Genomic DNA, 22540 nt, shown 5'->3' on the forward strand with positions numbered 1-22540 from the left:
ACAAGAAAAGAAATTTTTCAGATGTGAAAGAATCACAATCCACAGATAAATACGCAGATGGTGCAGGATTCAAAATGAAAAATAAGATACACCTTAGTTTAATCTCATTAGCTTTAGCATTCACAACCGCACACGCTCATGCGAACTATGCTGATATCGAAAAAACAAATACTCAGACTGTTTTCAATCAAGAAGCATTAAAAGCACATCCCACAAAAACGCCTGATATTCCCAAATTTCTATTACCAAGCAATGGGATAATTGCGCTAAATAACAATGGTAGTTTACAGCTTCTTACCTCGAATGGGCGCTTTGTTATCAAGGGAACTTTATATGATACATGGGCGAAAAAAGATTTAACCTCGTTTGAAGAAATTCAAAAGTACGGCTCAATTATTCCTGTAAAGAACCTCAATATTAAAATGGATGATTTGCAGTCTGCAACATGGGGAAAAGGTCCAAAGCAGACCATTATTTTCACTGACCCGTTCTGCGTTCAGTGCCATGAAACTTTACAACAACTAAATGATCTTGACCCTGAGAAATACACTGTTCATGTACTTTCCGTAGGCGTTTTAAACAGTAATAGCCAGCAACGCAATTTTGAATTGTATTGTGCAAAAGACAGATACAGAGCTGACAGGGCAATCATTACTGGGAATAACAGTGTTCGTTTCGAGCAAATTGAAAACTGTGACCGTGAGGCTTTGATGAAAAGGGAAATTACCGCACAAGTTTTTGGTGTGAGCATGATTCCATTCATTATTCGTGACGATGGTACTTACAACGTTGGTAAACCAGTTGAAGGGTTAAAGTCATTTTTGGAGAGTGGTAAATAATGGCAACAGCTTCTATCTTAAAAAAAATGCAAACCTTTAAGCGTTTTTCATCTTTATGTCCAGTTTTAGCTATTCATGACGATGAAAACATTTTTATTTGTGAAAATAACTATATTGGTTTTGGATTTAAATGTATTCCCTTGTCTGGTACAACCGGAAAAGAGCTCTCTCAATTAAAAACACTTTTATCTGGGTATTTCCCAAATAGTACCGTTATTCAGATATCTTTATTTGCCTCTCCAAATATCAGCCACATTGCAAATAGATCTGATTTCTTACGCATGAATTGTCAGAATCAGGTTATGAAAACGACGAGCTTAAAACGCTCGCGTTTTCTGTTGGCTCACACATCGAAAGCGTTTAACGGCACAAATACAAAGGCTCGTAACTGTGAATTATACTTTACAGTTAAAGTGCCTATTAAAAATGATCTTTCTCCTTCTCTGAATGAATTAAACACTGTTAGAGAGATGCAGGGTAACTTTGAAACCACACTTAGAATGACGGGTTTCGCACCTCAGCAACTAACAAGAGAAATATATCTTACCGCTATCACTTCAATGATAAATCAAGGCAGTAATGCGACATGGCGCGACAGAATGCCGATTGAAGTTGATGAAGACAAAATGATTTCGGAACAGCTACTAGAACTGGATAGTTTGTTTTTCGTTCGCTCTAATTATGTCGGTTTTGGCAATCCGGAAGATGAGAGTAGTAAGGCAGAGACAAACACTACTTTTGCAAGAACAATTTCAGCTAAAAAGTTACCTCGTAGATTTCAAGAAGGTTCTGCTCAGTATTTTTTAGGCGATTTGATGAACGGTGCAACTGGTATTAAAAACCCTTGCATTATCACAATGACACTGGTTTATCCGGACCAGCAGAATGCTAAAAGTACATTTACATCAAAACGTACAGTTGCTACGCGCAACGCTGATGGACCATCTTCCAGATGGGTTCCATCAATGAAAACTACGAGTGCGGGATTTGATGTGTTGGCACAGAAAATTGATGATGGACAGCCAATTTATAAAGCTGCTTTTACTGTTTCAATTTTTGCCAACTCTGTGCAACAACTTAATCAATCAGTACAAGAGGCAACCAGTTACCTCAACAATCTATCTTTCAAAATGATTCCCGATGTCAATTTTGTTGCACCGATATTTTTAGGAACGCTGCCATTATTTTATGAAGCAAATGCTGACAAAGTTTTAGGTCGTTCTAAAACTCTTGCGGTAGAGGAAGCTCTCGTTCTTTCTCCACTTTACTCTGATTGGCAAGGTACTGGTAATCCGGTTCTAACTCTTACATCACGAAATGGTCAGGTCCAGACAATGGACTTTTTCCAAAGCGATACAAACTACAACGTTTGTATTGCTGCATCATCCGGCTCAGGTAAATCATTCTTAACTAACTATATTATCTCTGCATACCGCTCACTAGGCGCGAAGGTATGGGTAATTGACGCTGGCGACTCATATAAAAAATTGTGTCAGATGTTTGATGGTTCGTATGTAGATTTCCATCCATCGACTAAACCATGTCTTAATTTCTTTGAAATTATTGAGGATTATTTTGGAGAGGATGAAGATGCTGAAGAAGGAACCGGTGAAGAAGATTTAGTTATTGGTTTGCTGTCAGTCATGGCTGCACCACAAGACGGGTTGGGGGATTTTGAAACATCCCGTTTGAAAAATCATGTTGCCAAATTAGTCAGGAAACACGGTAAAGAAACAACTATCGACATGGTAGCAGACTCCTGCAAAAGCGATCCTGATCAGCGCATTAAAGATATTGGTGAGCAGTTATATCCTTTCACAAAAGAAGGTCAATACGGCAAATATTTTACTGGTAAAAACAACATCTCTTTTGATAATCCGTTTACTGTACTTGAGTTGGGTCGTATTGAAAAATCCGAACACCTGAAACAAATCATTTTGATGCAATTAATTTATCAGATTCAACAAGATATGTATCTTGGTGATCGTGATCAAATGAAAATTGTGATCATAGATGAAGCATGGGCGTTACTGACAGGGAACATCGGTGCATTTATTGAGAAAGGCTACCGCCGGTTCCGTAAGTATTACGGCAGTGCTATTACGATTACCCAATCTATCAATGATATGTATAAGGACCGTGTCGGTCTTGCTATCACTGATAATTCCGCATTTCTTGCCATGCTTGGACAAACCGAATCTGCGGTGAATAAAGCACGAAGGGAAGAACGTTTGCCGCTCGACGAAGCCGGTTACGAATTTTTGAAAACAGTTAAAAGCCAAACGGGGATCTATTCTGAAGTCTACTTTATGAGTGCTATGGGTGGCGGAATTTGCCGGTTCCTCGTTGATAAGTTTTCTTACATGCTTTACACAACAAGAGCTTCTGAAGTACAGGCGATTGAGGATCGTCTGAAACAGGGACAAGACGTCATTGATGCAATCGATCAATATTTAATAGAACAAGGGTATGGAAACGATGATTAAAACCGTTTTATTACCGATCTTGTTCGGGTTTATTGGTGCGGGTATTTACTCGCACTTAAAGCCACCAAAACCGCTAGTGGCACAAATTGCTGTGATAAATATGAGCAATCCGGACGGGAGTATCAAGTCGCCCCAAGAACGCGCTGTAATACAGCATAGAGCTGATATTTTGAAAGATAAGGGATTCATCATTTTCAATCAATCAGCGCTTCATACGGCTCCTGACGGCGTATACATCAGTGGAAAGCTAAAAGATAACTGATATGCACCTGAAGAATTTTTATAAAAGAATTTCAAGGAAAAAACGAGGTTGGGGGCGGCAATCTCTTTATATGTTGGTTATTGTCGTCACTGTCGCACCTGCCAGCCATTACGTACTTAATCGCTTTTCAATTGGGATTGATCCGCAAAATTACCCCTGCCTCCCTGAACACCGAATTTATCTAATTGATAAAATGGACAAAGATATTCAGAAAGGGAAAACATTTGCTTTTCGGTCTGAATACATCAGTAGCATTGCGATCAAATTTATAGACGGTGTAGCTGGTGACAAGGTTAGGGTCAATCCTGAAGAAACCACGGTCAATGATCTGATGGTGGGTGAAGGACTTCTATTAGCAAGAGAATCTGGTCATACAGAGCAGGAATTACAACGTGAGGGGATAATTCCTGCCGGTCATATCTGGCTAATGGGTCGCACTAAGGTCAGTTTTGATTCACGGTATTGGGGCGTACTCCCCATAGAAAATGTGATCGGGAGAGCATATCCGATATGGTAAAAAAGAAAGTTACATTATTGATTTCTCTATTAACACTATCCATTACATCCAGTGCAAATAGTAAATTAAATATGGTTACTCCATATACAGAGTCCATTCCTACTGTCGAACGATCTACTGATGCGGACATGGCAGATTTGGAAAAACTAAAAGCAGTGGCAGCGGCACAAGCTGAAGTTCACAGAGAGGCAACGCGCCAGCTTATCGCAGATAAAAACGTTATGGCAAATCAGGCTATTAACAAGCTAACGACTGATGAAGGGCAGATACTAAAGGAGATGATCAAAAGCCAGAATGAAAGTGAAAGTTTCAACCAACAGCAAAAAGGTAATGTATTTTACATATTGATTTCGGCAAGCCTTAAAGATACTGAAGTAATTGATATTATGCGGTCAGTATCAGGTCGTAATGATGTAATCCTAGTTGTTCAGGGAGTTAGAAATAAAGATTCACTGGTCGATGAAATAAATCACTGGCATAAATTAATTCGCGATACAAAGTCAGAAGTGAATTTCACAATAGATCCGAACATTTTTATTAAATATGGTGTGCGAACCATTCCGACTATCATTCATGAAAATGACGGTGAATTTGTATCTCTGGTACATGGAATTTCCAATGTTAATTATCTCGATAACAAAACAGGGAATATGGGTGTGCAAGGACCAGTTGTTGAGGTAATTGAACGTAATATGCTGGATTTAATTGAAGAAGGTATTAAAAATCTAGATTTCGAAAAAATGAAAAAGGATGCCTATAACCGATACTGGAAGAATAAAGATATATACAAATTCCCTGAAGCTCTAAAAGATAGCACCCACTATGTAGACCCAAGCGTTGTGATACCACAGGATATATTATCTCCAGATGGACGCATAATTGCCAAAAAAGGGCGAGTAAACCCTATGGACGTTATCCCATTTAACTTGAAGTTAATTTTCTTCAATCCTGCTTCAGAATGGCAACGTATATTTGCACAACAACAATATCAAAATGCCAAAGATGAAAATTTAATTCCTACATTGATTGCAACTGACGTATATGGGGATGGTTGGGAAACATTTTCAGATAGCAATTTGTATGGTGATAATGCCACTTTATATTTTATACAGGAAGGTATGAAAGAACGTTTTGGGATTCGTAATGTTCCAAGCATTGTAACCGGTGATGATAAGCAATTTATTGTTAATGAATATGCAGAAAGGAATTACTGATGAACAAATTTAAATTGTTATTATCATCTGCACTCCTGTTAACTTCGTTAAGCTATGCAGAAAGTGTACAAAATAATAATACTGCATCATTCACATGCAAGGATAATGAATTTTTAACAAAGGGCAAAATGTTTACTGATGTTTGCTGGAGTTGCATTTTTCCAATAAAGATATCAGGAGCTAATATTGGACCTAGCGGTGATATGCCTGATGATGCCGCAAAGGGCGTATTCTGCGCCTGTCCTGACGGATTAGGGGTTTATCACGCAGGGTTGTTAACTGGAGTGTGGGAACCTCGCAAAATTATGGAAGTTACGCGAGTTCCTGGTTGCTTCTCTACGATGGGCGGGTTAAAAATCAATGTGGGGAATAAATACAGTTACGGTACACAGGTATCAGATACAGGTCATGAGATAGACACGAATTCTGGTATCAGTTTCTATCACTATCATTACTACTCAGCTCCACTGTTACGTATATTAGATTTGTGGTTGCCAAAAGGTTGTCAACCAGACGCATACAGTGACTTTGATATCATTAGTTTTTCAGAGATTGACCCAACTTGGCATAGCGCCACGCTAGCCTTTTTCCAACATCCTGAGTCTGTTGCGGTAGCAAATATAATTGCACATCAAGCATGTACAATGGAATCCGTTGCCATTACTGGCGGAGGAAAGCCTATGAATAAGCTGTGGTGGTGCGCCGGATCATGGGGTGGTCAATATCCATTAACCGGTTCTACATCATCGAGAGACACACCACGGACAACCAGCCTGACAGCAGCAAAATCATTATCACTTGAACACCGCAGAGGGCTAGCACGTCTAACCGTGGGGCGTGAAGTGGCTTGTAAGCCTCGTGTTTACCCAACTATCCCTAAACAGCAATATAAGTTCAATATGGTGTTTCCTACACCGGAGACCAAAAGCTCACACGTACTTGGTGAGACACCTTACAAATGGCAGGGGGGCTCATTCAGATACCCTACGGGATCAGGACAAGAAAGTACGTATATGATCTTTCAGTGGATGGATTGTTGTAGAATCATACTTTAAAAGCATGTAATGTACTCTTTAACAGAGAGTACATTACGTAAAATAAGGGTAATATGATAACTAAAATTTATGCTGTTCCTGAAATTAAAATAAACTTATTTGAAAAGTTATATCATTGGACATCTATTAAATCAGCCATATCAATTTTAGAAAGTGAAAATATTTATAGTAATAAAGATGTAGGCAGACATGCTAATTTTCACATAAAGGATAAAATAGAAGATTACGAAACAAACGCGCAAATACGACTTATATTCAAGTTTAAAGGGATTCATAAATTAGCATTTGGTAACACATTTGATCAGCCCCTCCCCCCGCCAGAATTTGAAAATAGTATTTTTCACTTGATAACTTCAGATGAAGTAAAATATGACCCAAATAACATATCAACATTTAGCACACTAAATCATTGGCAATCAGTCGTATATCCGAATACTCGCGGGCTTATTTTTCAAGGTGTAGACTGGAATCCATCCCCTACTGTGGTTAGAAATAAAGACTGGTATCTACATCCAATTTATAATTTAGATACCGAGCCTAAAAAACCCTCAATTCTTAACAGAAAGGCACATAAACAATATAAAATAGATATTGAAATTTATAGGTTGAGAGAAAAGATAATGTTGCTAGAATCGAATGCAAAAGATAAAGAATTTACAGTTATTCCACCAAATAGTAATGAATTATAAATTTAAAATATTAACTAGGTGGTCACGTAGCTGACCACCTTTATACATTTAGTTTACAGAAAAATTATTTATCTTCAGCACCAGTGCTGTCATTATTATTTAATTCATTTTTAGCATTTTTTGCATTTATCGAATGATCGATTTCTAAACGCTTCATTGTTTCGCCATGACGAATAATCGTACTAAATATACCGCGAATACGCTTATCGGCAGTGATTTGAGTTTCCAGTATTTCAGCCAATGGTACTAACGAGTAATGTCGGCAAACATCAAGGTACTTGATTATGAGATCCAGTGTTTCTAAACCACTGCACATTCGTGTAGCCAGATAGGTACGGTTTTCAATCGTCATATCGCGGGGAGTAGAGTAACTCAATAACTCATATTTAGTACCCCGTTCAGCCTCTACTTCAGCTATGACCTGTGCCAATGTCTGCTTATAGTTTTCTATATCAGAAAAATTACTATCAACTGCCTGATTGAGTGACTTCATGATAGCAGCAGCTCGATCACGCATAATTTTGTCTCGATGCATAAGACAGCGTTCAAGGCGCTGTTCCAACAAATAGGCGGCTTGGCTTGCTACAAAGAACCGTTGATGATAGGCATCAATCGCAATAGTGGTATCTAAATGCATTTGGTATTCAGACGACGGTACAGAAGTTACTTTTTTCCGTCTTGTTTTTCGTGTAGTTACTGAATCGACAACTTCTTTATCCTGACTCATGTTTTCTCCAAAACCGGTTTCAAAGACCTTCATTATACGTACCAATAAAAAAGAACTTTTCATGATAGCAATAAAAGTTGTAATCAAAAAAGGGACTTGCATTCTTATTATTTTTGAAACAAAATGGTTCTGTTACAAGTGTCTGATTGACACTACATCTAGCTATGTTAACTCATAGTTCAATTCAGAGAGATCTCAATAATCCCTCTCTCCCCCGAAGTAGTTTTTACTACTAACGGCTTTAAACTCTCCAATAATACCCAAGTTTACGAAGGTAAATTATATGTTAATCATATCAATACTAGTGATTGGTGTGCTTGTTCACGCCTGCCTGAACTATAAATTCACGGTTGCATACGCTTCAATAATGTTTGCGCTTGTGTTTTTGTGGGATGGATCACTACCAAACGTAGAAAGTTTTAGCACTAAAAATCTGGTTTCGATTGCTATCAGTACAACTATCTTCATGATTTTGTATCTGAATAAACGCAATAGAGATCAGCTTAATAGACGAAAGGCACATTTTCGCAATGCCGATGATGTGAACCTATATCCAAACGCTGAAGTTCCAACTTCACACGAGTTAATGATTGCACACGATTGTGAGCAAAAAGACGACTCAAGCAATAATTATCCGGAAATTTGCGCCTTAAATAGCGATAGATTGGATAGAAATGAAGCACAGCTTTCATCTTCTAACGACTGTCGAAAGGGCTCTCACAAAGAATACCACGGTATTTTACGTGATTTCGGAGTAGCGCACTACCAGTTCAAACCTCAAAACAGACGGTCCTATTACGTTCGTATTGATGAAGATATCATTTGGGGTTTAGGTCTGGCAGATGCAATTGCTAACTCAACGGTGCAGAAAGGTGATTTCATCACACTCAAAAAAGAGCGTGAAGAAGTTGTTGAATATGCCCGTATAATTGATGAGTCAGGAAACCGACTCGGTAGTGAGAAACTGGCATCTCCCAAACGGAGATCTTTCTGGTTAATCACAACTGTTTAGCATCACGCTTAACAGTCAAGGCTTTTCTACGCCCTAATAAAATATATTCAATCATTGAATATACTTTATTCAAAAACTCTGAGCTCATAGTTTTAATTATGTGTCTCTTATTTAATAAATAGGTGAAAATATGTGTGAATTATCATTCTCAGGTAAAATAAATATTATTCGCTCGACTCAAGTAAAAGACAAAATAGTCTATGATGTTATGCTTGAAGATCAAAGTGCTTACTTTCATATAGTTTGTAAGGACACCAAACTTGCAGAGATATTATCAAATGCTAAAAGCAATGATACGATATTTGCAAAGGGTGAAGTTAAATTAAAAGAATCTGTAATTAACAATATTGTTAAAGAAAGATTCTATATTCTTCCATTTATATTATCAATCAATGGCGTTAATACTTACCAAACAAAATCAGAGATTGAAATAGATGAGGAAGCAAGACAACAGCGCGTTAGAAGTTTAGAACGCATCAGAGAGTTAACGGATATATTAAACTTTAATAAATCCAGAAATTCGCTTGATGAATCAAATAAAAAATTGGAAGAAAATAAATATGATAATAATCAGCTTTTGTTAAAAAGCCAATTATTAAGTTCATTAAATAGTAAAAAATCTATTTGAACTAATATTCATCAATTCCAATTCAAACAATAGCCGCTATATGCGGTTTTTTTGTTTCTTAAATAGGTATCTTATATATGTCATCATCGAATATAGTTCAAGGTAGCAAAGCTGTTTCTAACATAATCGCAAGTTTAAAACCGAAATTTACTGAGAACTCTCTTAGTGAAACATCGTATTTTAATGAAGCAATTTTTGCTAAGAATCAGATTGATAACAACAAAAAACTAATGGCGATTGCTATTAATAATCCCGCTAGTTTTAAAACTGCTTTTTTACAGCTTGCAACAACGTCACTAACGTTAGACCCTGCTCAAAAATTAGCATACTTAGTACCCAGAGATGAGCGTGTTATTCTTGATGTCTCGTATTTGGGTTTAATTAAAATGGCTATTGAAGCTCAAATGTGCAAAAACTTAATTATAGATTTAGTTTTTGAAAAAGATAAATTTGAGTTCAATGGCAGACGGACACCACCAACACATCACTATGACCCTTTTGCTGATGTTGGAAATATTCTTATAGACCAATTCGACAAAGGCTCAATCGGTGAAAGAGGTAATTTCAGGGGGGTGTATGTTGACTACCTTCTGCATGACGATACTCACTTGATTTACTTCATAACCAGACGTGATATTGCAAGCGCACGTTTAAAATCTGCAAGTTGGCTGTATAGTCCTGATAAATCTCCGTGGTCGTTGTTTACTACACAGATGATCAGAAAAACTGCTATCAAATCCTGTATACACTTACTTCCTAACGCTAATCAGGCAATCATGCGAACAATTGATTATCTGAATACAGATGGGGGTGAGGGTTTTACTCAAAATCGTCCTGTTTCGCTCGAAACAACTACTTATGAAGCTGTACACGCATTTACCGACCAAGACTCAGCAGTAGTAACAGACTCGCCTAAAAACGTGTCTGAGGCTATTGTAGTTGATGTCATTCGTAATGGAGTGAAACGGCGGATTGACAAGCTGGTTGAACGGTGCAGCAAGACCAATGCATTTGAAAGCATGCTTGATGAAATCTCAAATAACTTTGAGTTTAATCCTGCTGAAATTGAATATGCAAAGGAGGAATTAATAGCAGAAAGAAAGAATGTATTTAATAAAATACTAACTAATGCAATCCAGAATAATAATTTTGAAGATGTTGATAATTTCATTTCAACTGTTTCAGGTTCAGATCAAGTGGCATTTATAAAAACACTTGAGCAAGTTAAATCTGATTTAGCTTGTTGCCGACAGTTATTCTCTGATTGCAAAAAACAAAGCGATGTGACACCACTTATAAATAAGTTGTCTATTATCGAATTTAAACCGTTATCTGATTATATTTTGCTTACTATTGAGCGGAATTAATAGATATCAACCGGACCCGTAGTTTATCTACGGGTTTTGGATATTAATATGAATAATTTCGATATATATGATCTCATTCAAGGCTCTGATAAATGGTTAAGCTGGAGAAAAACGGGTGTAACAGCTACGTGTACCCCCACACTTAATCCCGAAGTTAAAAATGAGTTCAGCAATACTCCTTACAGCTTATATTTAGAATGGATCGGTGCTATTCCTCCAAAGGATTTGTCATGTATACGGCAAGTTGAAGTAGGGAAGCTATCCGAACAGTTCGCCCGACACTGGTTTGAGAATCAGTATGGGGAAATCAGTAGTCCATGTTGCGTGCGTAGTAGGAAATATCCGCACATGATAGCCTCACTTGATGGACTTATTGATAATAATGATGTTGTAGAGTTCAAAAATATATCCCCAAAAAATCACCGTATGTTATTAGAGGAAAAAGCAAAATCTTCAGTTTTCAACTATTACAAATGGCAGGTTTATCATCAAATGGTAGTTACTGGCAGCACATACGGGTACTTGGTATTCTGGTCTGCTAAAGAAACACCTATTGTCTTTAAATTAAAAATTAATGACAAAATAATAAATAAGGTTGTTACCATCACCAAAAGATTCTGGAATTGCGTTAATAACAAAACGCCTCCTGAATTTGATGTAAATAAGGATATAATTTATTTAAATAGTGATGATGTACTAAAAGAACGTAATATTAATCCTGATGATTTAATATCACGAACCAAAAAGTTAGTTGAATTACAATCTGCATTTCAATTAGCACAAAAACAATTGAATGAAGCTAAAGAAAAAGTAGCATCATTTGATGAACAGATAAGAAATGAAATAAAGGTTTTATCATCTGTATTAAAGTTACAACCTAATGCTCCCTTGAGGCTTGAAGGCTTTGGAATTCGATATTTAGAATCTCAAAGCGCTCCACGATTTTCTTGGAAGAAACTAAGAGAGAAATTGGGTATCAATGAAGAAGATCATCCTGATTGTTATGGTGAGTCGTCAATTAGAACATCAATAACAAGTTATGAATATCATTCTTCCAATTCAATATCATCCTCTGATAATTATCAAGATAACGATAATAATCAGAAAGGTGATTCAATAATAGATATATATAAATATTTATAATAACCCTGAGTTTTAATTCAGGTTTTAAGGATTATCAATGAATAATATCATTAATATGACAACTTATGCTGCATCCGAGGATCAAAAAAATTTTGGCGTTATTGATTTAACTCAAGATGAAAATGAAAAACTTCGTATGCTATTACGTGTTACAAACACCGAAAGAAAAGATTTATTAAACCAAGCAAATAGCATTGCTTTATTTGCTGAATTCTTGAGTGTTAAGTACAAAACAAATAAATGTTTGATTGGTGGAAAATCTTTTCTCATTCCTTTTATTACTAAAAGCATGAGAGATTTAGACATTGAAACTTACATGACCAACGTAAAACAAGTAACAACATTTGTGAATGGCGAGGTTTTAAAACGTCAACGTCATTGCGGTGTTATTAATTGTTCAATTTAACAAACTTAAACCTCAAATTAATTTGAATGTTTATTATTTAAATAGGTAAATATATGAACGCTGTAAATAACAGTTTTGATATTAAACGTAACACTCCGGTCGATATGGAATCTTTAGGTATTATTCTGCCTGAGAATTTAAAGGGCAAATATAGTATCAAAGGTTTTTCTAATGACCATCAATTTTCAGAGTATATCCCGAAATTTAATGAGAAGTATGTGTTTGAACCTTCACTCAGAAAGCATGTGTTAATGTGGTTTGATAACCCATTAGATACATCACTCTGGATTTCTGGACCTACTGGCTGTGGAAAATCGTCAATTGTTGAGCAAATTGCTGCTCGTATGAATTGGGGATTGATGAAAGTAACAGCCAGTCCTGATCTTGATATGAGTAGCTTACTCGGTAGTTTTCGGCTAAAAGTCGATAAATTAACGGGTGATCAAGAAACCGTCTTTCATGAAGGACCGCTAACCATCGCGTATAAGCATGGGTTGGTTTTTCTGATTGATGAGTATGACCAATTAGAACCTTCCGTAGCTAATTCCCTCAACGGGATCTTAGAGATGGGTTCTCTTGTCATTCCTGAAACAAATGAATGCATTCATCACCATGAAAACTTTAGATTTGCAGTAACTGCAAACAGTAATGGGACCGGTGATATGACAGGAAATTACAGTGGTGTAAAACCGCAGAATATAGCCAACCTCGATAGGTTTATGTTTGTTGAGGCTGACTATATGCCCGAAAAAGAAGAACGTAAGCTACTTGCTTCATTTTTGTCTGATCCTGAATCACATCAGTTACTGACGGATGGACTAATAAAGCTGGCTAACGATGTACGTAAAAGTACATCTGCGACAGTCACTAACTTCAGTAGTACCGCTATTTCAACTAGAAGCCTTGTGAATGTTGTTCGCCGTTTCGATTTTATGCTTCGTTCTAAACAACCACCGGTAGATATTCTGTTAGATGCATGGCAATTACATATCTCTAACAGAGCTCCTGAAGATGAAAAAATAGCATTGAACGATATGTTTAATGTTTATTTTAAATCTTAATTCAAATCTTATTTTTAATTTTAATTATTAATAAATCGACAAGGTAAATAGATTTATCTATTTGCCTTTTTTAAATATATAAATATGTAGGTGAATTTATGAGCCCAAACATTCTTGAAAACGTAGTAATTTTTTCTCTGGAAGGTATCCGTTTAACTACTGGAAGAAAAACACTTAAAGGTAAAGATATTAAGGTTATTAACACTGGAGATATAGTTCTGCCTCCCGAAACAATAGCCAGCCTCGGAACCAAAAAGGTTATTGACCCTGCAAAAATCAACAAAATGCGTACCTTTCGTACTGGTGCTGATGCAATCTGTTCAAAATATGGTGTTCCATTCTTGAACGGGTATGCAGTGCCGACTTCACTTGCAAGTCACGTAAGACAGCAGTTGAATGATTTAAAGGACCAATTCTATATATTCAAAAATGAGTTTTTATCCGCTATATCAACTGATTTTCTTTCATGGTTAGATAAAGAAGATGAAACTGTAAAAAAACTGTTTGAGTCCGAAGTGATTGACGTCAAGCGGTTAGATGAAAAGCTACAATTTGGTTTTTCTTCTTTCAATATTTCACCCTTTGGTGAAGGCGAGTCAGAAGAAAAAGTACAAAGCCTTAAAGAATCTGTCCTGCTTGATGTTGTTGATAGAATTTCTGAGTTACGGGAACGTGGCTCATACAATGCATCAAACATATCTCAAACTACACTCAATACGTTACGAGAAGTTGCAAGTAAGCTGAAAGGATTAGCTGTATTAAATCCAGATGCTGGCAGTTTAAGTGATTATTTGAGTAACTTTATTTCAACGTTGCCAAGCGTTGGGAGATTGTCTAATGACGAATCAATTGCCGTAACAACACTTTTTATTACGTTATCAGACATTAAAACTTTGAAGCAGTTAATAAACTCCACCAATGTGAACAATGTATCAGATGTGGAATTAACTGTTTTACCACAAACTACAAACAACATTGATGTATCAATTGCCATACCAACTTCAGTACCTGTAACGGGTAATACTGATAGTGATTTCATTGAAATTGTAGTCGATGAAGATGATCTTGCTGAACCAACAGAAAACGATTTAAACATTGTGAATGTCGCCGAAAACTCACAAACGGTTACAGTGCCGAATGTGAGTCAAGATGTTGTAGAAAATACGACACCAACTCCGACACCAATTGATGTTCAATCAGAACCTGAAGTAGTTTCTTCGGATTTACCTGTAAGTTCATCCTTTAGTGTTGAAGATGAAAATCAGGATGTTCCATTTTTCTACTAATAATATGGGAAACCAAACTAACGCCTGAATTTATTCAGGCGTTTTTATTTAAATAGGTATATATATGAAACAATTAAGAAGTGCAGCCTCATTAGCAATCGTTGCTAATGTATTGGCTGGCAAATTTGACATTTCAATTAAGTTTACTACTGATGAAGCGTATTGTGGTATATCTGAAAGTGGTAAATATGAAATAGGGATTCCTTACACAACTGATACATCTTTCGGTAATATTTTGTTAGGTTTTTTACTTCATGAAATTGGACATGCCAAATTCACTGATTTTTCATTTGTTGCTCAAACAGGCAACAAATATATTAGTGTATTAGAAAACATTTGCGAAGATATCTGGATTGAATCAAAGTTAGAGCATGTTTATGGTGGTGCCAAGTATTACTTGGATGCCGTAAGACAACATGTTTTTACCGAAAAGCCTATTAACTCCGTTATTTCAATTGAGGAAAAAATTACGTTTTTCATCAACTACGTTTTACTGCATGGTAGAAGTAAATATAACGGAGTCGTTGTTAACAACATTAACGATCTAAAACTTCAATTCATTTCAATCTTTACCAAAACAATTTCTGACAAGGTTGATAGATTATTAGAAATGGTGCTTTTATCCACAACTACTGTCGATAATAATCTGATCGCAAAAAAATTATTCATTGTTCTAGCAACAGCCCTTCAACTCAAACCACAAGATACGTTACCTCCTTCTAATGGGAGCTCTGATAATTACGGTAACTCTGAGGGCAATAACCCTGATGGTTCCGGTAACTCTAAGGACAATAACCCTGATGGTTCCGGTAACTCTGAGGGGAATAACCCTGATGGTTCCGGTAACTCTGAGGGCAATAACCCTGACGGTTCCGGTAACTCTAAGGACAATAACCCTGATGGTTCCGGTAACTCTGAGGGGAATGACTCTGACGGTTCTGGCAACTCTGACTGCTCTGGTATGGGTAAAACTTCAAATGGACCTAATGACGCCAATTTTTCAACCGAAACTGATATTGACGATTTAGATTCAGATCCAGAGAGTTTTAGCGATATTTTTAAGGATGTTTCATTCGATACTATAAATGCCAATGTTATTCAAGATATAACATCTACAATCTCGAATAAGGAACAACTTAAAAAGGATATGAGTTCCAAGGGAATAGTTAATGATTTTTTTAACGTTGCTATTATTAACACAGAGTGGAAGAAGAATTTTGATCAAGCCACTCAAACAATAACTTCTCTTGATATTAAAAGAAGTTTGACAACAGGAAGTAGATTACGCCGGTCATTTGAAAAATTAGTCCATGATAATACTACATCCACTTCACGGTTAAGGGAGCAAGGCGCAAGAATTAAATCTAGTAAATTAGCAGGTGTTAAAACGGGAAACACTAACATTTTTAAGACTAAAAATGTTATCCAAAGCCCAAATTGTGCTTGTTCTATTTTACTTGATACTAGTTCCTCAATGCATGAATACCACTTTGATACATCTCGTATTCGAGCTGCATTATCTTCCGTCATTGCAGTATTGGAAGGGTTAAATATCTCAGGTGTTTCAACCGCTTGCTATGCATTTCCGTTTTACGTTGAAGAATCCAATTCACTACTAGTACAAACGATGAAGCCAAGATACACACCGCTTCGCGCAAGTATTTCTCAAGGTGTTTTTACGCACAAAGGATGTTTAGGCTCTACTCCATTGGCTGAAAGTTTGATTCCCGTAATAAGCGAAATCGCTCTATCAAGGGAAAAGAAAAAGATGATTTTTATTATCACTGACGGGGAACCTAATGATGATAAAAAGACAAAAGAAATCATCAATTCAGCAACAATCGAAGGGATAGAAGTCTGTACCTTTGTATTGAACGAAGATGGTGCAAACGAAGCCTATTTCAAGGGGATATTTGGTAAAAATACAATATTTATCAATAATTTCAATGAAATTGAGCAATCCATACTTCAAATGTGTGCAAATTTAATAGTCACAGCACGATAGTAAAAGGTTACTTTTCGCGTTGTTACACAAAGTTTGTTTTCACTTACAACAACTATAAAGCCTCCTTCATCGGGGGCTTTTTTTTTACTTGAAATTTATCACTCTAATACAAGAAAAAATAATTATTGCAATTATAAAATACAAATATTTTCCATGTAAAAAATGAATAAAAACAGTGTTTTCCTAATGCAAAACATTTTTATTAGGTCGCTGACATCAAACATAAGTGAATTTCAATGAGAAAATATAAATATTTATCTATGGCTGTAATTGTGGCTATTTCATTTTCAGGAACAAGTTATTCTTTGGCAAATCAGGAACCTAAGAAAGCATACGATGATTCTGAACAGGTAATTGGTGGAAGTGTACAAGACTTGGAAAAAAAAGATGAAGGGTGGTTTTTCTATAATGAAAAGCAAGTCACGAAACCAAAGCCAATCACTCCAACTAAACCAAAACCAGATACACCAAAACCTAAGCCAGTCGAACCAAAATTAACACCAGCGCCAGCTCCTGCACCAGAGCCGAAATTTACAGTTAAATGGTATCGGGAAAACATTCAGAAGCTACGAGATGAGGCAATTGATAATCCGACTAAAGAGAATGTAAGGCGATACTATTACGTGCAACGGATCATGCTGGACAAAGCCAGTCGTTATGCAGATATGGCGAGACTGGTAACTACTACTGATCCGTTCATTGATGAAAACAATCGCCGATCCACATCCTCATTTGCGGCTATGGAGCAAACACGAGTAGCTGACGAAAACAGAGGACGTGTTTTGAATAGCATTTCAAGTAAAGCAGGTATCTTTTTCTTTTTTAAAGGAAAGGACTGTCCTTTATGTGAGAAGCAAGCCTTTGTTTTAAAAACATTTAGTCATGAAACTAGTATAAATGTAATTCCTATTTCTGTTGATGGTCTCCCTCTACCTCAAAATGAATTTAACAATATGAAAATTGATACCGGTCAAGCCAAAAAACTTGGAATTACTAATGTACCAGCGATTGCATTAGCCATACCCCCTAAAGATATCAGAATCATTTCATTTAGCGCTATCAGTAGTGATTCTCTGAAGGAACGCACTGTGTTGATTGCTAAAGATGCAAAACTAATTTCTGAACAAGATTACACAAGCACACTTCCCCTTAATCACAATGGATATATTGACAGCGACATAATCAAAGATATGCCAGACGATATTTTAAATGACCCAATTCTATTTGTTGAATATATCCAAAAACGATCTCAAGTTACAAAACCTTAAAAGGCTAATTTCGTAATGAAAAAGACATTATTAAGTTTGGTTGTTACAGCTCTTTTCGGATTTACTCCTATTAGTCAATCCGCTGATGTAAACGAGCAATTAAATAAGATGTTTGGCTCTATGTCGAACACAACCAGCGGTGGTTCTTATAAGAGTGTTACTCGCGAGGGGTACGTAGGAGGGGGGCTTCGTGGTCCGTAATCAACTACGAACCCTTACACCCGTTAACGTAACGTTACCTAAAGCGTCTGGTGGGTGTGCCGGTATTGATTTCTTTGCAGGGTCATTCAGTTTCATTAACACGGAAGAATTTATTCAATTGCTCCGAAATATCGCGGCTAATTCTGTCGGACTGGCATTTCAGTTGGCTATTAACGCTATGGATGCCGTACTGGGAGGGGAATTATCAAAACTACAATCCATCATACAAAAGCTGAATGAATACACCGCCAACTCATGTCAATTATCAAAAGGCTTAATGGTAGATATGGCAGGTGCAATTAGCGAAGAAATGAAAACGTCAGTGTCTGCACAGCTTTCGTCTAAAGGTATTCAGGATTCATTCAATAGCTATAAATCCGAGGTGTTAGGTAAACAACCGCCAATGATAGCAGCACAAAAAGCCGGTTTAACAAAACCGTGTACTCACTACGGTAATGTAATGTGGTGTTTATTAAGTAAAGGTGGATTTAATAGTGGATTTTTAAATTCTACTGACGAACAAAAAGAATTAGTTATGAGTTTAACCGGTATGGTTATTGTAAAAGAAGCCACACAATCTAATGACAAATCCACTCCCATATTGCACCAAACAATTGCCCCCATCCCTATTGAGGAAGTCTATGAACTGTTGATGAAAGGCTCAAAAGAAAAAGAAAATGTTCAAATCTATGGCTGTGGTACATCAAAAGACACCTGCATAGCTCCAGCACCGAAGAAAATTAAGGTTGATGGGCTTCAGACTCAATTCTTAGATATATTTGAAAAATATAACTATCTTCAAAAATATATAAGCAATGAGAAACCTGCTGAAAACATAAAGCAAAAAGTATTGTTTTTCAATGTTAATGGGGCTGTCACTAATGGTTACAAATTAATAGAAGGTCAAGATACTACTAGAGCAATGCACTATTACAGAAATATATCTGAAATAATTAGTTATGAAGCAGCCTTCGTATATTTAAACGATATGTTAACTGTCGCAGAAAGCAGTGCAGATAGAATTATAGAAAACAATGAGGAACCTATTTTTGCTCATATCAAAAAACAGCGTGAAATGATACGAGATGCAAAAGTAACCCTTCGACAAATACATGATGGTTACATTGTTAAGCATGGTGGTTTAGTCAGAATAAACGAAATATTTAATACATTCATGGTCGGTACGAAACCAATTCACGTTCCAGATGGTGTGAACGCCCAATAATCAATCGGAGTAATCAGTAATGGATTTTCACGTATACACATCATCTGGTGGAGCTTCGGCGCTTTCAATGGTGTTTAACGGGCTTAGTATGCTCAGTAACGATGGTGTCTTGGCAGGATCATTTAAAATCGCTTTTTTGTTATCTATCATCGGATATGTAATAAAATCTGCCGCTGATGGTGGTAAAACCATAGCATTTCAACAAGCTGCCGTATCAGTAGTTCTATTTTTATGCTTCTTTCAAGTTACAACAAGAGTCACGATTGAAGATGTTACAACCGGCGAAGTACGGGCTGTTGATAATGTACCTTTCGGTGTTGGTTTTACAGCATCAATTATCAGCAATACTGGTTATCAGTTTACACGAAAAATGGAACAGGCATTTTCAATGCCAAGCATGACTGAAAACGGTCCCGTTGACCCATTGTATACCCTTGCATCAATGTTTGATGCAATGCGAGATCCGTTAATTTGGTCCAGTGGCGATAGCAAAAGTGCTCACTTAGAGGAAGCTATAAAGGTTTACACAAATCAATGTCTTGCATTTGATATTGCAAGAGGGGCTCAAAGTTTCATGGGGATCATGAATAAGCCATTTGATGATCAACTAGCAACAAGCCCGAACAGAACTATTGCCATTGAAGTAAACGGTAAAGTTGATGATGTGTCCTGTCTTGAGGCAATGAAAAGTATCAGGCTTATGGTTGGCGGACAAGCTGACTCAATCGGTAAAGGTGTGCTCAGTGTAAGAAATGGGTTTAGTGAAAAATGTAAAACATATGGCTCAAAGAACCAGTGTTCACTGCCTTTTGCAAACAAAACCATGACTGAAGCAATGACATTTTTTGGAGCAACTGGGAAAAACCTACGGGATTTTCAAGCACAGCTATTAATGTACCCATTCGTTGTTAATATGCCACAAACCGCTAATGAAAACGCCTATCACTCATATGCGGCAGTTGCTAAATCACAGTCGCAAATTCAACAATCATTCAAATGGGCGTCTGAAGGTTCGTCATTTCTAATTTGGATTCAGTATCTTCAGTCTTTTATACAGGCGGCTGTATACGGTCTGGTGCCATTTGTTGCCTTCGCTTTAGCATTCGGATTAATGGGCGTAGGTTTGAGCCTTAAATACGTTCTGGTGCTTTTGTGGATTCAAACATGGCAACCGTTGCTGGCGATCATGAACGCTATTATGTTAACTAAAACACAGTCTGATATCTCAGTGCTGGTTTCTGGTGCTTCTAGTTTCTCCGATTTATACCATTTGTTATTTGTTACACAGAAAAATATCGCCATAGCAGGGCACATGATGGCATCAGTACCGATGTTGGGCGCATTTGTGGTGTTTGGTTCCTCTTATGCTTTCACGGGATTAACAAAAGGTCTATCAACAACAGGTGCTCCTGATACGTCACCAATGACTCCAGATGCTACTGATTCTCCTGCTTTACACAAGCAATCAGCAGTTACTGAACAATCAGCACATAATGCAGTATCAACGATAACTGGCGGGAATAGCACTGCTCCAAAACTGGACTTATCAAATACGCGACAACAAGCTATACAATCTGCTTCCAGCAGAAATATTACAGCTCAAGAAACTTTAACTTCTGCTATTGATAAAGGTGTTAGTTCTTTGAGTTCTATGGGGATAAATACATCTCATAACTACGGATCTACCATCAATAGTGATACAGGTTTGAGCAATACAGTTAGCAATTCATCCAATAGTGGTTCGATGCTCACAACTGGTAATACATCTTCCACTATTGATGAGAGTGCCAAAATTACGGCTTTATCCGGTGACGCAAGCGTATCAGGTGGTATGGGTGTAGGTTCTCCAGAAACGGGTGGTGCTGGTGGTAAAGGAGTTTCTATTGGTGGTAGCACTGCCGTTAGCGCTCAATCCTCCGATATTCACCGTAATTCCGGAGCTCAAACAACCGGCATAATGACAAATGACTCTGTTGCAACGAATGACGCAACTAGTGTATCTAATAACATTCAATTTGCTGAACACATTGCGGATCAGCTTGATAAACATGGTGGTACTCAAGAAACAGCACAACTTGCTCAAAGCATCCGACAAGCCGCTTCACAAGCAGAAACAGCACAAGAATCATATAGTGATACTGTTTCTGCGAATAATTCAGTATCTACCAAACAGTCTTATACCGCAGGTCAGGTGGCAACTTTAGCAAATGAAAACAGTAATGTTATAGACAAAATCAATAACGAAAACCTAAGTAATGATGAATTTCAAAACAGAAAAAAAGAATACCAACAGCAGCTTAGTTCCATTATGGGAGCTTCAGATGCAGAAAGCGCTGCGACAATATATGCGGCAAATGATACTGGTGGTTTAGCTAATCACTTTGGCGAATTGTTCGGTCCTGCAACAAACCCTACCGGTGCAATGAATGGCGAAGAAAGTAGAAACATGAATGTTGCACAAAATACAGAGACAAAAGTTCAAGAAAATATTGTGAATAATCAGGGGGCTGTTAATACCAAGTTCGTTAATACAACTGCTCAAGCCCAACAGTACCTAAACAGCCAACAGGCTAATATAGAAGATGAGTCAGCCAAAAATAATGCAGGACTAGGTATGGCTGAGCATTATTCAGAATCTAGGAGAGCTAGAGAGCAATTACATGGTAGCTCGGTATCAGAAAATAGTTCTCGAATAATTTCAAATGAAGGTACAAGTGTTGCTACTAGCATGAATGCATTGACCAATTCAGTTAGTAACGTGGGTGCAGACCAAAACAATATAGAATCAGATACAACAGCAAATTTAAATTCTATGAAGTCAGTAAACGCTGCAACTATGCCGTATGAGCAGTCCAACAATATTACTGACGGTCTGGCAAAATATGCAGCTATTGCTAAAAATTCCACCTCTATTAATCAAATTAATGAAGCAGCAACAAATTTCGCAAATACATATTATGAAAATGGTGGTAACGGCAATCAAATTCCTCAAAGAAGTCGTCGAGATATAATTACCGGTACTGATCTCTCACCTAGTTCTATACCAGAAAAACCAGAAAAATCAGAAGGTTCTGGTGAAGATAAAGCAATTATTACAAAAGGTAATCCAATGCCAAGAGTAGAACAAATTAAACCACGATAACGGATAT

20 protein-coding genes are annotated in these 22540 nt (G+C 37.0%); 19 read left to right on the forward strand and 1 reads right to left on the reverse strand.

Going from position 1 to position 22540, the window contains the following annotated elements; genetic code table 11:
* Window positions 1-23 precede the first annotated feature (23 nt).
* Genes M1E96_RS21330 through M1E96_RS21360 form a run of 7 tightly spaced genes read left to right on the forward strand, consistent with a single transcriptional unit; the run spans window position 24 to window position 7062 of the window.
* The gene (locus tag M1E96_RS21330) at window positions 24-839 is read left to right on the forward strand and encodes a DsbC family protein (RefSeq protein WP_235906220.1); all 816 of its coding nucleotides are present in this window, start codon (window positions 24-26) and stop codon (window positions 837-839) included.
* On the forward strand, window positions 839-3325 hold the full coding sequence (traC, locus tag M1E96_RS21335; protein WP_023159930.1) for a type IV secretion system protein TraC: 2487 nt from the start codon (window positions 839-841) through the stop codon (window positions 3323-3325). Before M1E96_RS21330 ends, traC begins: the two co-directional genes overlap by 1 nt.
* Window positions 3309-3587 (forward strand): hypothetical protein, encoded by a 279-nt coding sequence (locus M1E96_RS21340; RefSeq protein ID WP_141240700.1) that lies wholly within the window; start codon window positions 3309-3311, stop codon window positions 3585-3587. Before traC ends, M1E96_RS21340 begins: the two co-directional genes overlap by 17 nt.
* Window position 3588: 1 nt before the next feature.
* A complete protein-coding gene (gene lepB / locus M1E96_RS21345) occupies window positions 3589-4104 on the forward strand; it encodes a signal peptidase I (RefSeq protein WP_072070769.1) in 516 nt (171 codons plus the stop codon).
* Window positions 4098-5318, forward strand: coding sequence for a TrbC family F-type conjugative pilus assembly protein (locus M1E96_RS21350; RefSeq protein ID WP_023159929.1), 1221 nt, complete (start codon window positions 4098-4100; stop codon window positions 5316-5318). Before lepB ends, M1E96_RS21350 begins: the two co-directional genes overlap by 7 nt.
* Window positions 5318-6373 (forward strand): TraU family protein, encoded by a 1056-nt coding sequence (locus M1E96_RS21355; protein WP_023159928.1) that lies wholly within the window; start codon window positions 5318-5320, stop codon window positions 6371-6373. Before M1E96_RS21350 ends, M1E96_RS21355 begins: the two co-directional genes overlap by 1 nt.
* 53 nt (window positions 6374-6426) lie before the next feature.
* On the forward strand, window positions 6427-7062 hold the full coding sequence (locus M1E96_RS21360) for a hypothetical protein (protein ID WP_023159927.1): 636 nt from the start codon (window positions 6427-6429) through the stop codon (window positions 7060-7062).
* A gap of 64 nt (window positions 7063-7126) precedes the next feature.
* Here M1E96_RS21360 and M1E96_RS21365 read toward each other — a convergent pair whose 3' ends face one another.
* On the reverse strand, window positions 7127-7789 hold the full coding sequence (locus M1E96_RS21365) for a hypothetical protein (RefSeq protein ID WP_109927598.1): 663 nt from the start codon (window positions 7787-7789) through the stop codon (window positions 7127-7129).
* Between the two features lie 283 nt (window positions 7790-8072).
* On the opposite strand from M1E96_RS21365, the gene M1E96_RS21370 reads away from it, so the two are divergent.
* The 12 genes from M1E96_RS21370 to M1E96_RS21425 all read left to right on the forward strand — a co-directional run bounded on the left by M1E96_RS21370 (window position 8073) and on the right by M1E96_RS21425 (window position 22533).
* A complete protein-coding gene (locus tag M1E96_RS21370; protein ID WP_023159925.1) occupies window positions 8073-8801 on the forward strand; it encodes a hypothetical protein in 729 nt (242 codons plus the stop codon).
* A gap of 130 nt (window positions 8802-8931) precedes the next feature.
* Complete coding sequence (locus M1E96_RS21375) at window positions 8932-9429, forward strand: hypothetical protein (RefSeq protein ID WP_072070767.1); 498 nt, start codon at window positions 8932-8934, stop codon at window positions 9427-9429.
* 77 nt (window positions 9430-9506) lie between these two features.
* Entirely contained in the window at window positions 9507-10796 is a 1290-nt protein-coding gene (locus M1E96_RS21380) for a recombinase RecT (RefSeq protein WP_159242429.1), read from the forward strand.
* Window positions 10797-10844: 48 nt separating this feature from the next.
* On the forward strand, window positions 10845-11939 hold the full coding sequence (locus M1E96_RS21385; protein WP_023159923.1) for a lambda-exonuclease family protein: 1095 nt from the start codon (window positions 10845-10847) through the stop codon (window positions 11937-11939).
* A 37-nt stretch (window positions 11940-11976) separates the two neighbouring features.
* Complete coding sequence (locus M1E96_RS21390; RefSeq protein ID WP_072070766.1) at window positions 11977-12345, forward strand: hypothetical protein; 369 nt, start codon at window positions 11977-11979, stop codon at window positions 12343-12345.
* Between the two features lie 53 nt (window positions 12346-12398).
* Window positions 12399-13406: an AAA family ATPase gene (locus tag M1E96_RS21395; protein ID WP_023159922.1), complete on the forward strand. Its 1008-nt coding sequence runs from the start codon at window positions 12399-12401 to the stop codon at window positions 13404-13406.
* 98 nt (window positions 13407-13504) lie between these two features.
* Entirely contained in the window at window positions 13505-14692 is a 1188-nt protein-coding gene (locus M1E96_RS21400) for a DUF3150 domain-containing protein (protein ID WP_023159921.1), read from the forward strand.
* A 64-nt stretch (window positions 14693-14756) separates the two neighbouring features.
* Window positions 14757-16697 carry a VWA domain-containing protein gene (locus tag M1E96_RS21405; RefSeq protein ID WP_072070765.1) on the forward strand — a complete coding sequence of 647 codons (1941 nt, stop codon included), beginning with the start codon at window positions 14757-14759 and terminating at the stop codon, window positions 16695-16697.
* Between the two features lie 236 nt (window positions 16698-16933).
* Complete coding sequence (gene traF, locus M1E96_RS21410; protein WP_023159919.1) at window positions 16934-17965, forward strand: conjugal transfer protein TraF; 1032 nt, start codon at window positions 16934-16936, stop codon at window positions 17963-17965.
* A gap of 15 nt (window positions 17966-17980) precedes the next feature.
* Window positions 17981-18166, forward strand: a complete 186-nt coding sequence (locus M1E96_RS21415) for a hypothetical protein (RefSeq protein WP_369427539.1) — start codon at window positions 17981-17983, stop codon at window positions 18164-18166.
* Entirely contained in the window at window positions 18156-19391 is a 1236-nt protein-coding gene (locus M1E96_RS21420; protein ID WP_369427540.1) for a conjugal transfer protein TraH, read from the forward strand. Before M1E96_RS21415 ends, M1E96_RS21420 begins: the two co-directional genes overlap by 11 nt.
* A 19-nt stretch (window positions 19392-19410) precedes the next feature.
* Window positions 19411-22533, forward strand: a complete 3123-nt coding sequence (locus M1E96_RS21425; RefSeq protein ID WP_369427541.1) for a conjugal transfer protein TraG N-terminal domain-containing protein — start codon at window positions 19411-19413, stop codon at window positions 22531-22533.
* Window positions 22534-22540: the final 7 nt, after the last annotated feature.

Origin of the sequence: Providencia sp. PROV236 (assembly GCF_033676985.1) — a bacterium.
Lineage (GTDB): Bacteria > Pseudomonadota > Gammaproteobacteria > Enterobacterales > Enterobacteriaceae > Providencia > Providencia manganoxydans.

Coding starts and splice junctions, on each gene's coding strand:
- lepB (WP_072070769.1), top strand. CDS start 3,589: ATGCACCTGAAGAATTTTTATAAAAGAATTTCAAGGAAAAAACGAGGT.
- M1E96_RS21390 (WP_072070766.1), top strand. CDS start 11,977: ATGAATAATATCATTAATATGACAACTTATGCTGCATCCGAGGATCAA.
- M1E96_RS21380 (WP_159242429.1), top strand. CDS start 9,507: ATGTCATCATCGAATATAGTTCAAGGTAGCAAAGCTGTTTCTAACATA.
- M1E96_RS21365 (WP_109927598.1), bottom strand. CDS start 7,789: ATGAGTCAGGATAAAGAAGTTGTCGATTCAGTAACTACACGAAAAACA.
- M1E96_RS21400 (WP_023159921.1), top strand. CDS start 13,505: ATGAGCCCAAACATTCTTGAAAACGTAGTAATTTTTTCTCTGGAAGGT.
- M1E96_RS21355 (WP_023159928.1), top strand. CDS start 5,318: ATGAACAAATTTAAATTGTTATTATCATCTGCACTCCTGTTAACTTCG.
- M1E96_RS21395 (WP_023159922.1), top strand. CDS start 12,399: ATGAACGCTGTAAATAACAGTTTTGATATTAAACGTAACACTCCGGTC.
- M1E96_RS21425 (WP_369427541.1), top strand. CDS start 19,411: ATGGATTTTCACGTATACACATCATCTGGTGGAGCTTCGGCGCTTTCA.
- M1E96_RS21415 (WP_369427539.1), top strand. CDS start 17,981: ATGAAAAAGACATTATTAAGTTTGGTTGTTACAGCTCTTTTCGGATTT.
- M1E96_RS21340 (WP_141240700.1), top strand. CDS start 3,309: ATGGAAACGATGATTAAAACCGTTTTATTACCGATCTTGTTCGGGTTT.
- M1E96_RS21375 (WP_072070767.1), top strand. CDS start 8,932: ATGTGTGAATTATCATTCTCAGGTAAAATAAATATTATTCGCTCGACT.
- traC (WP_023159930.1), top strand. CDS start 839: ATGGCAACAGCTTCTATCTTAAAAAAAATGCAAACCTTTAAGCGTTTT.
- M1E96_RS21405 (WP_072070765.1), top strand. CDS start 14,757: ATGAAACAATTAAGAAGTGCAGCCTCATTAGCAATCGTTGCTAATGTA.
- traF (WP_023159919.1), top strand. CDS start 16,934: ATGAGAAAATATAAATATTTATCTATGGCTGTAATTGTGGCTATTTCA.
- M1E96_RS21385 (WP_023159923.1), top strand. CDS start 10,845: ATGAATAATTTCGATATATATGATCTCATTCAAGGCTCTGATAAATGG.
- M1E96_RS21370 (WP_023159925.1), top strand. CDS start 8,073: ATGTTAATCATATCAATACTAGTGATTGGTGTGCTTGTTCACGCCTGC.
- M1E96_RS21360 (WP_023159927.1), top strand. CDS start 6,427: ATGATAACTAAAATTTATGCTGTTCCTGAAATTAAAATAAACTTATTT.
- M1E96_RS21350 (WP_023159929.1), top strand. CDS start 4,098: ATGGTAAAAAAGAAAGTTACATTATTGATTTCTCTATTAACACTATCC.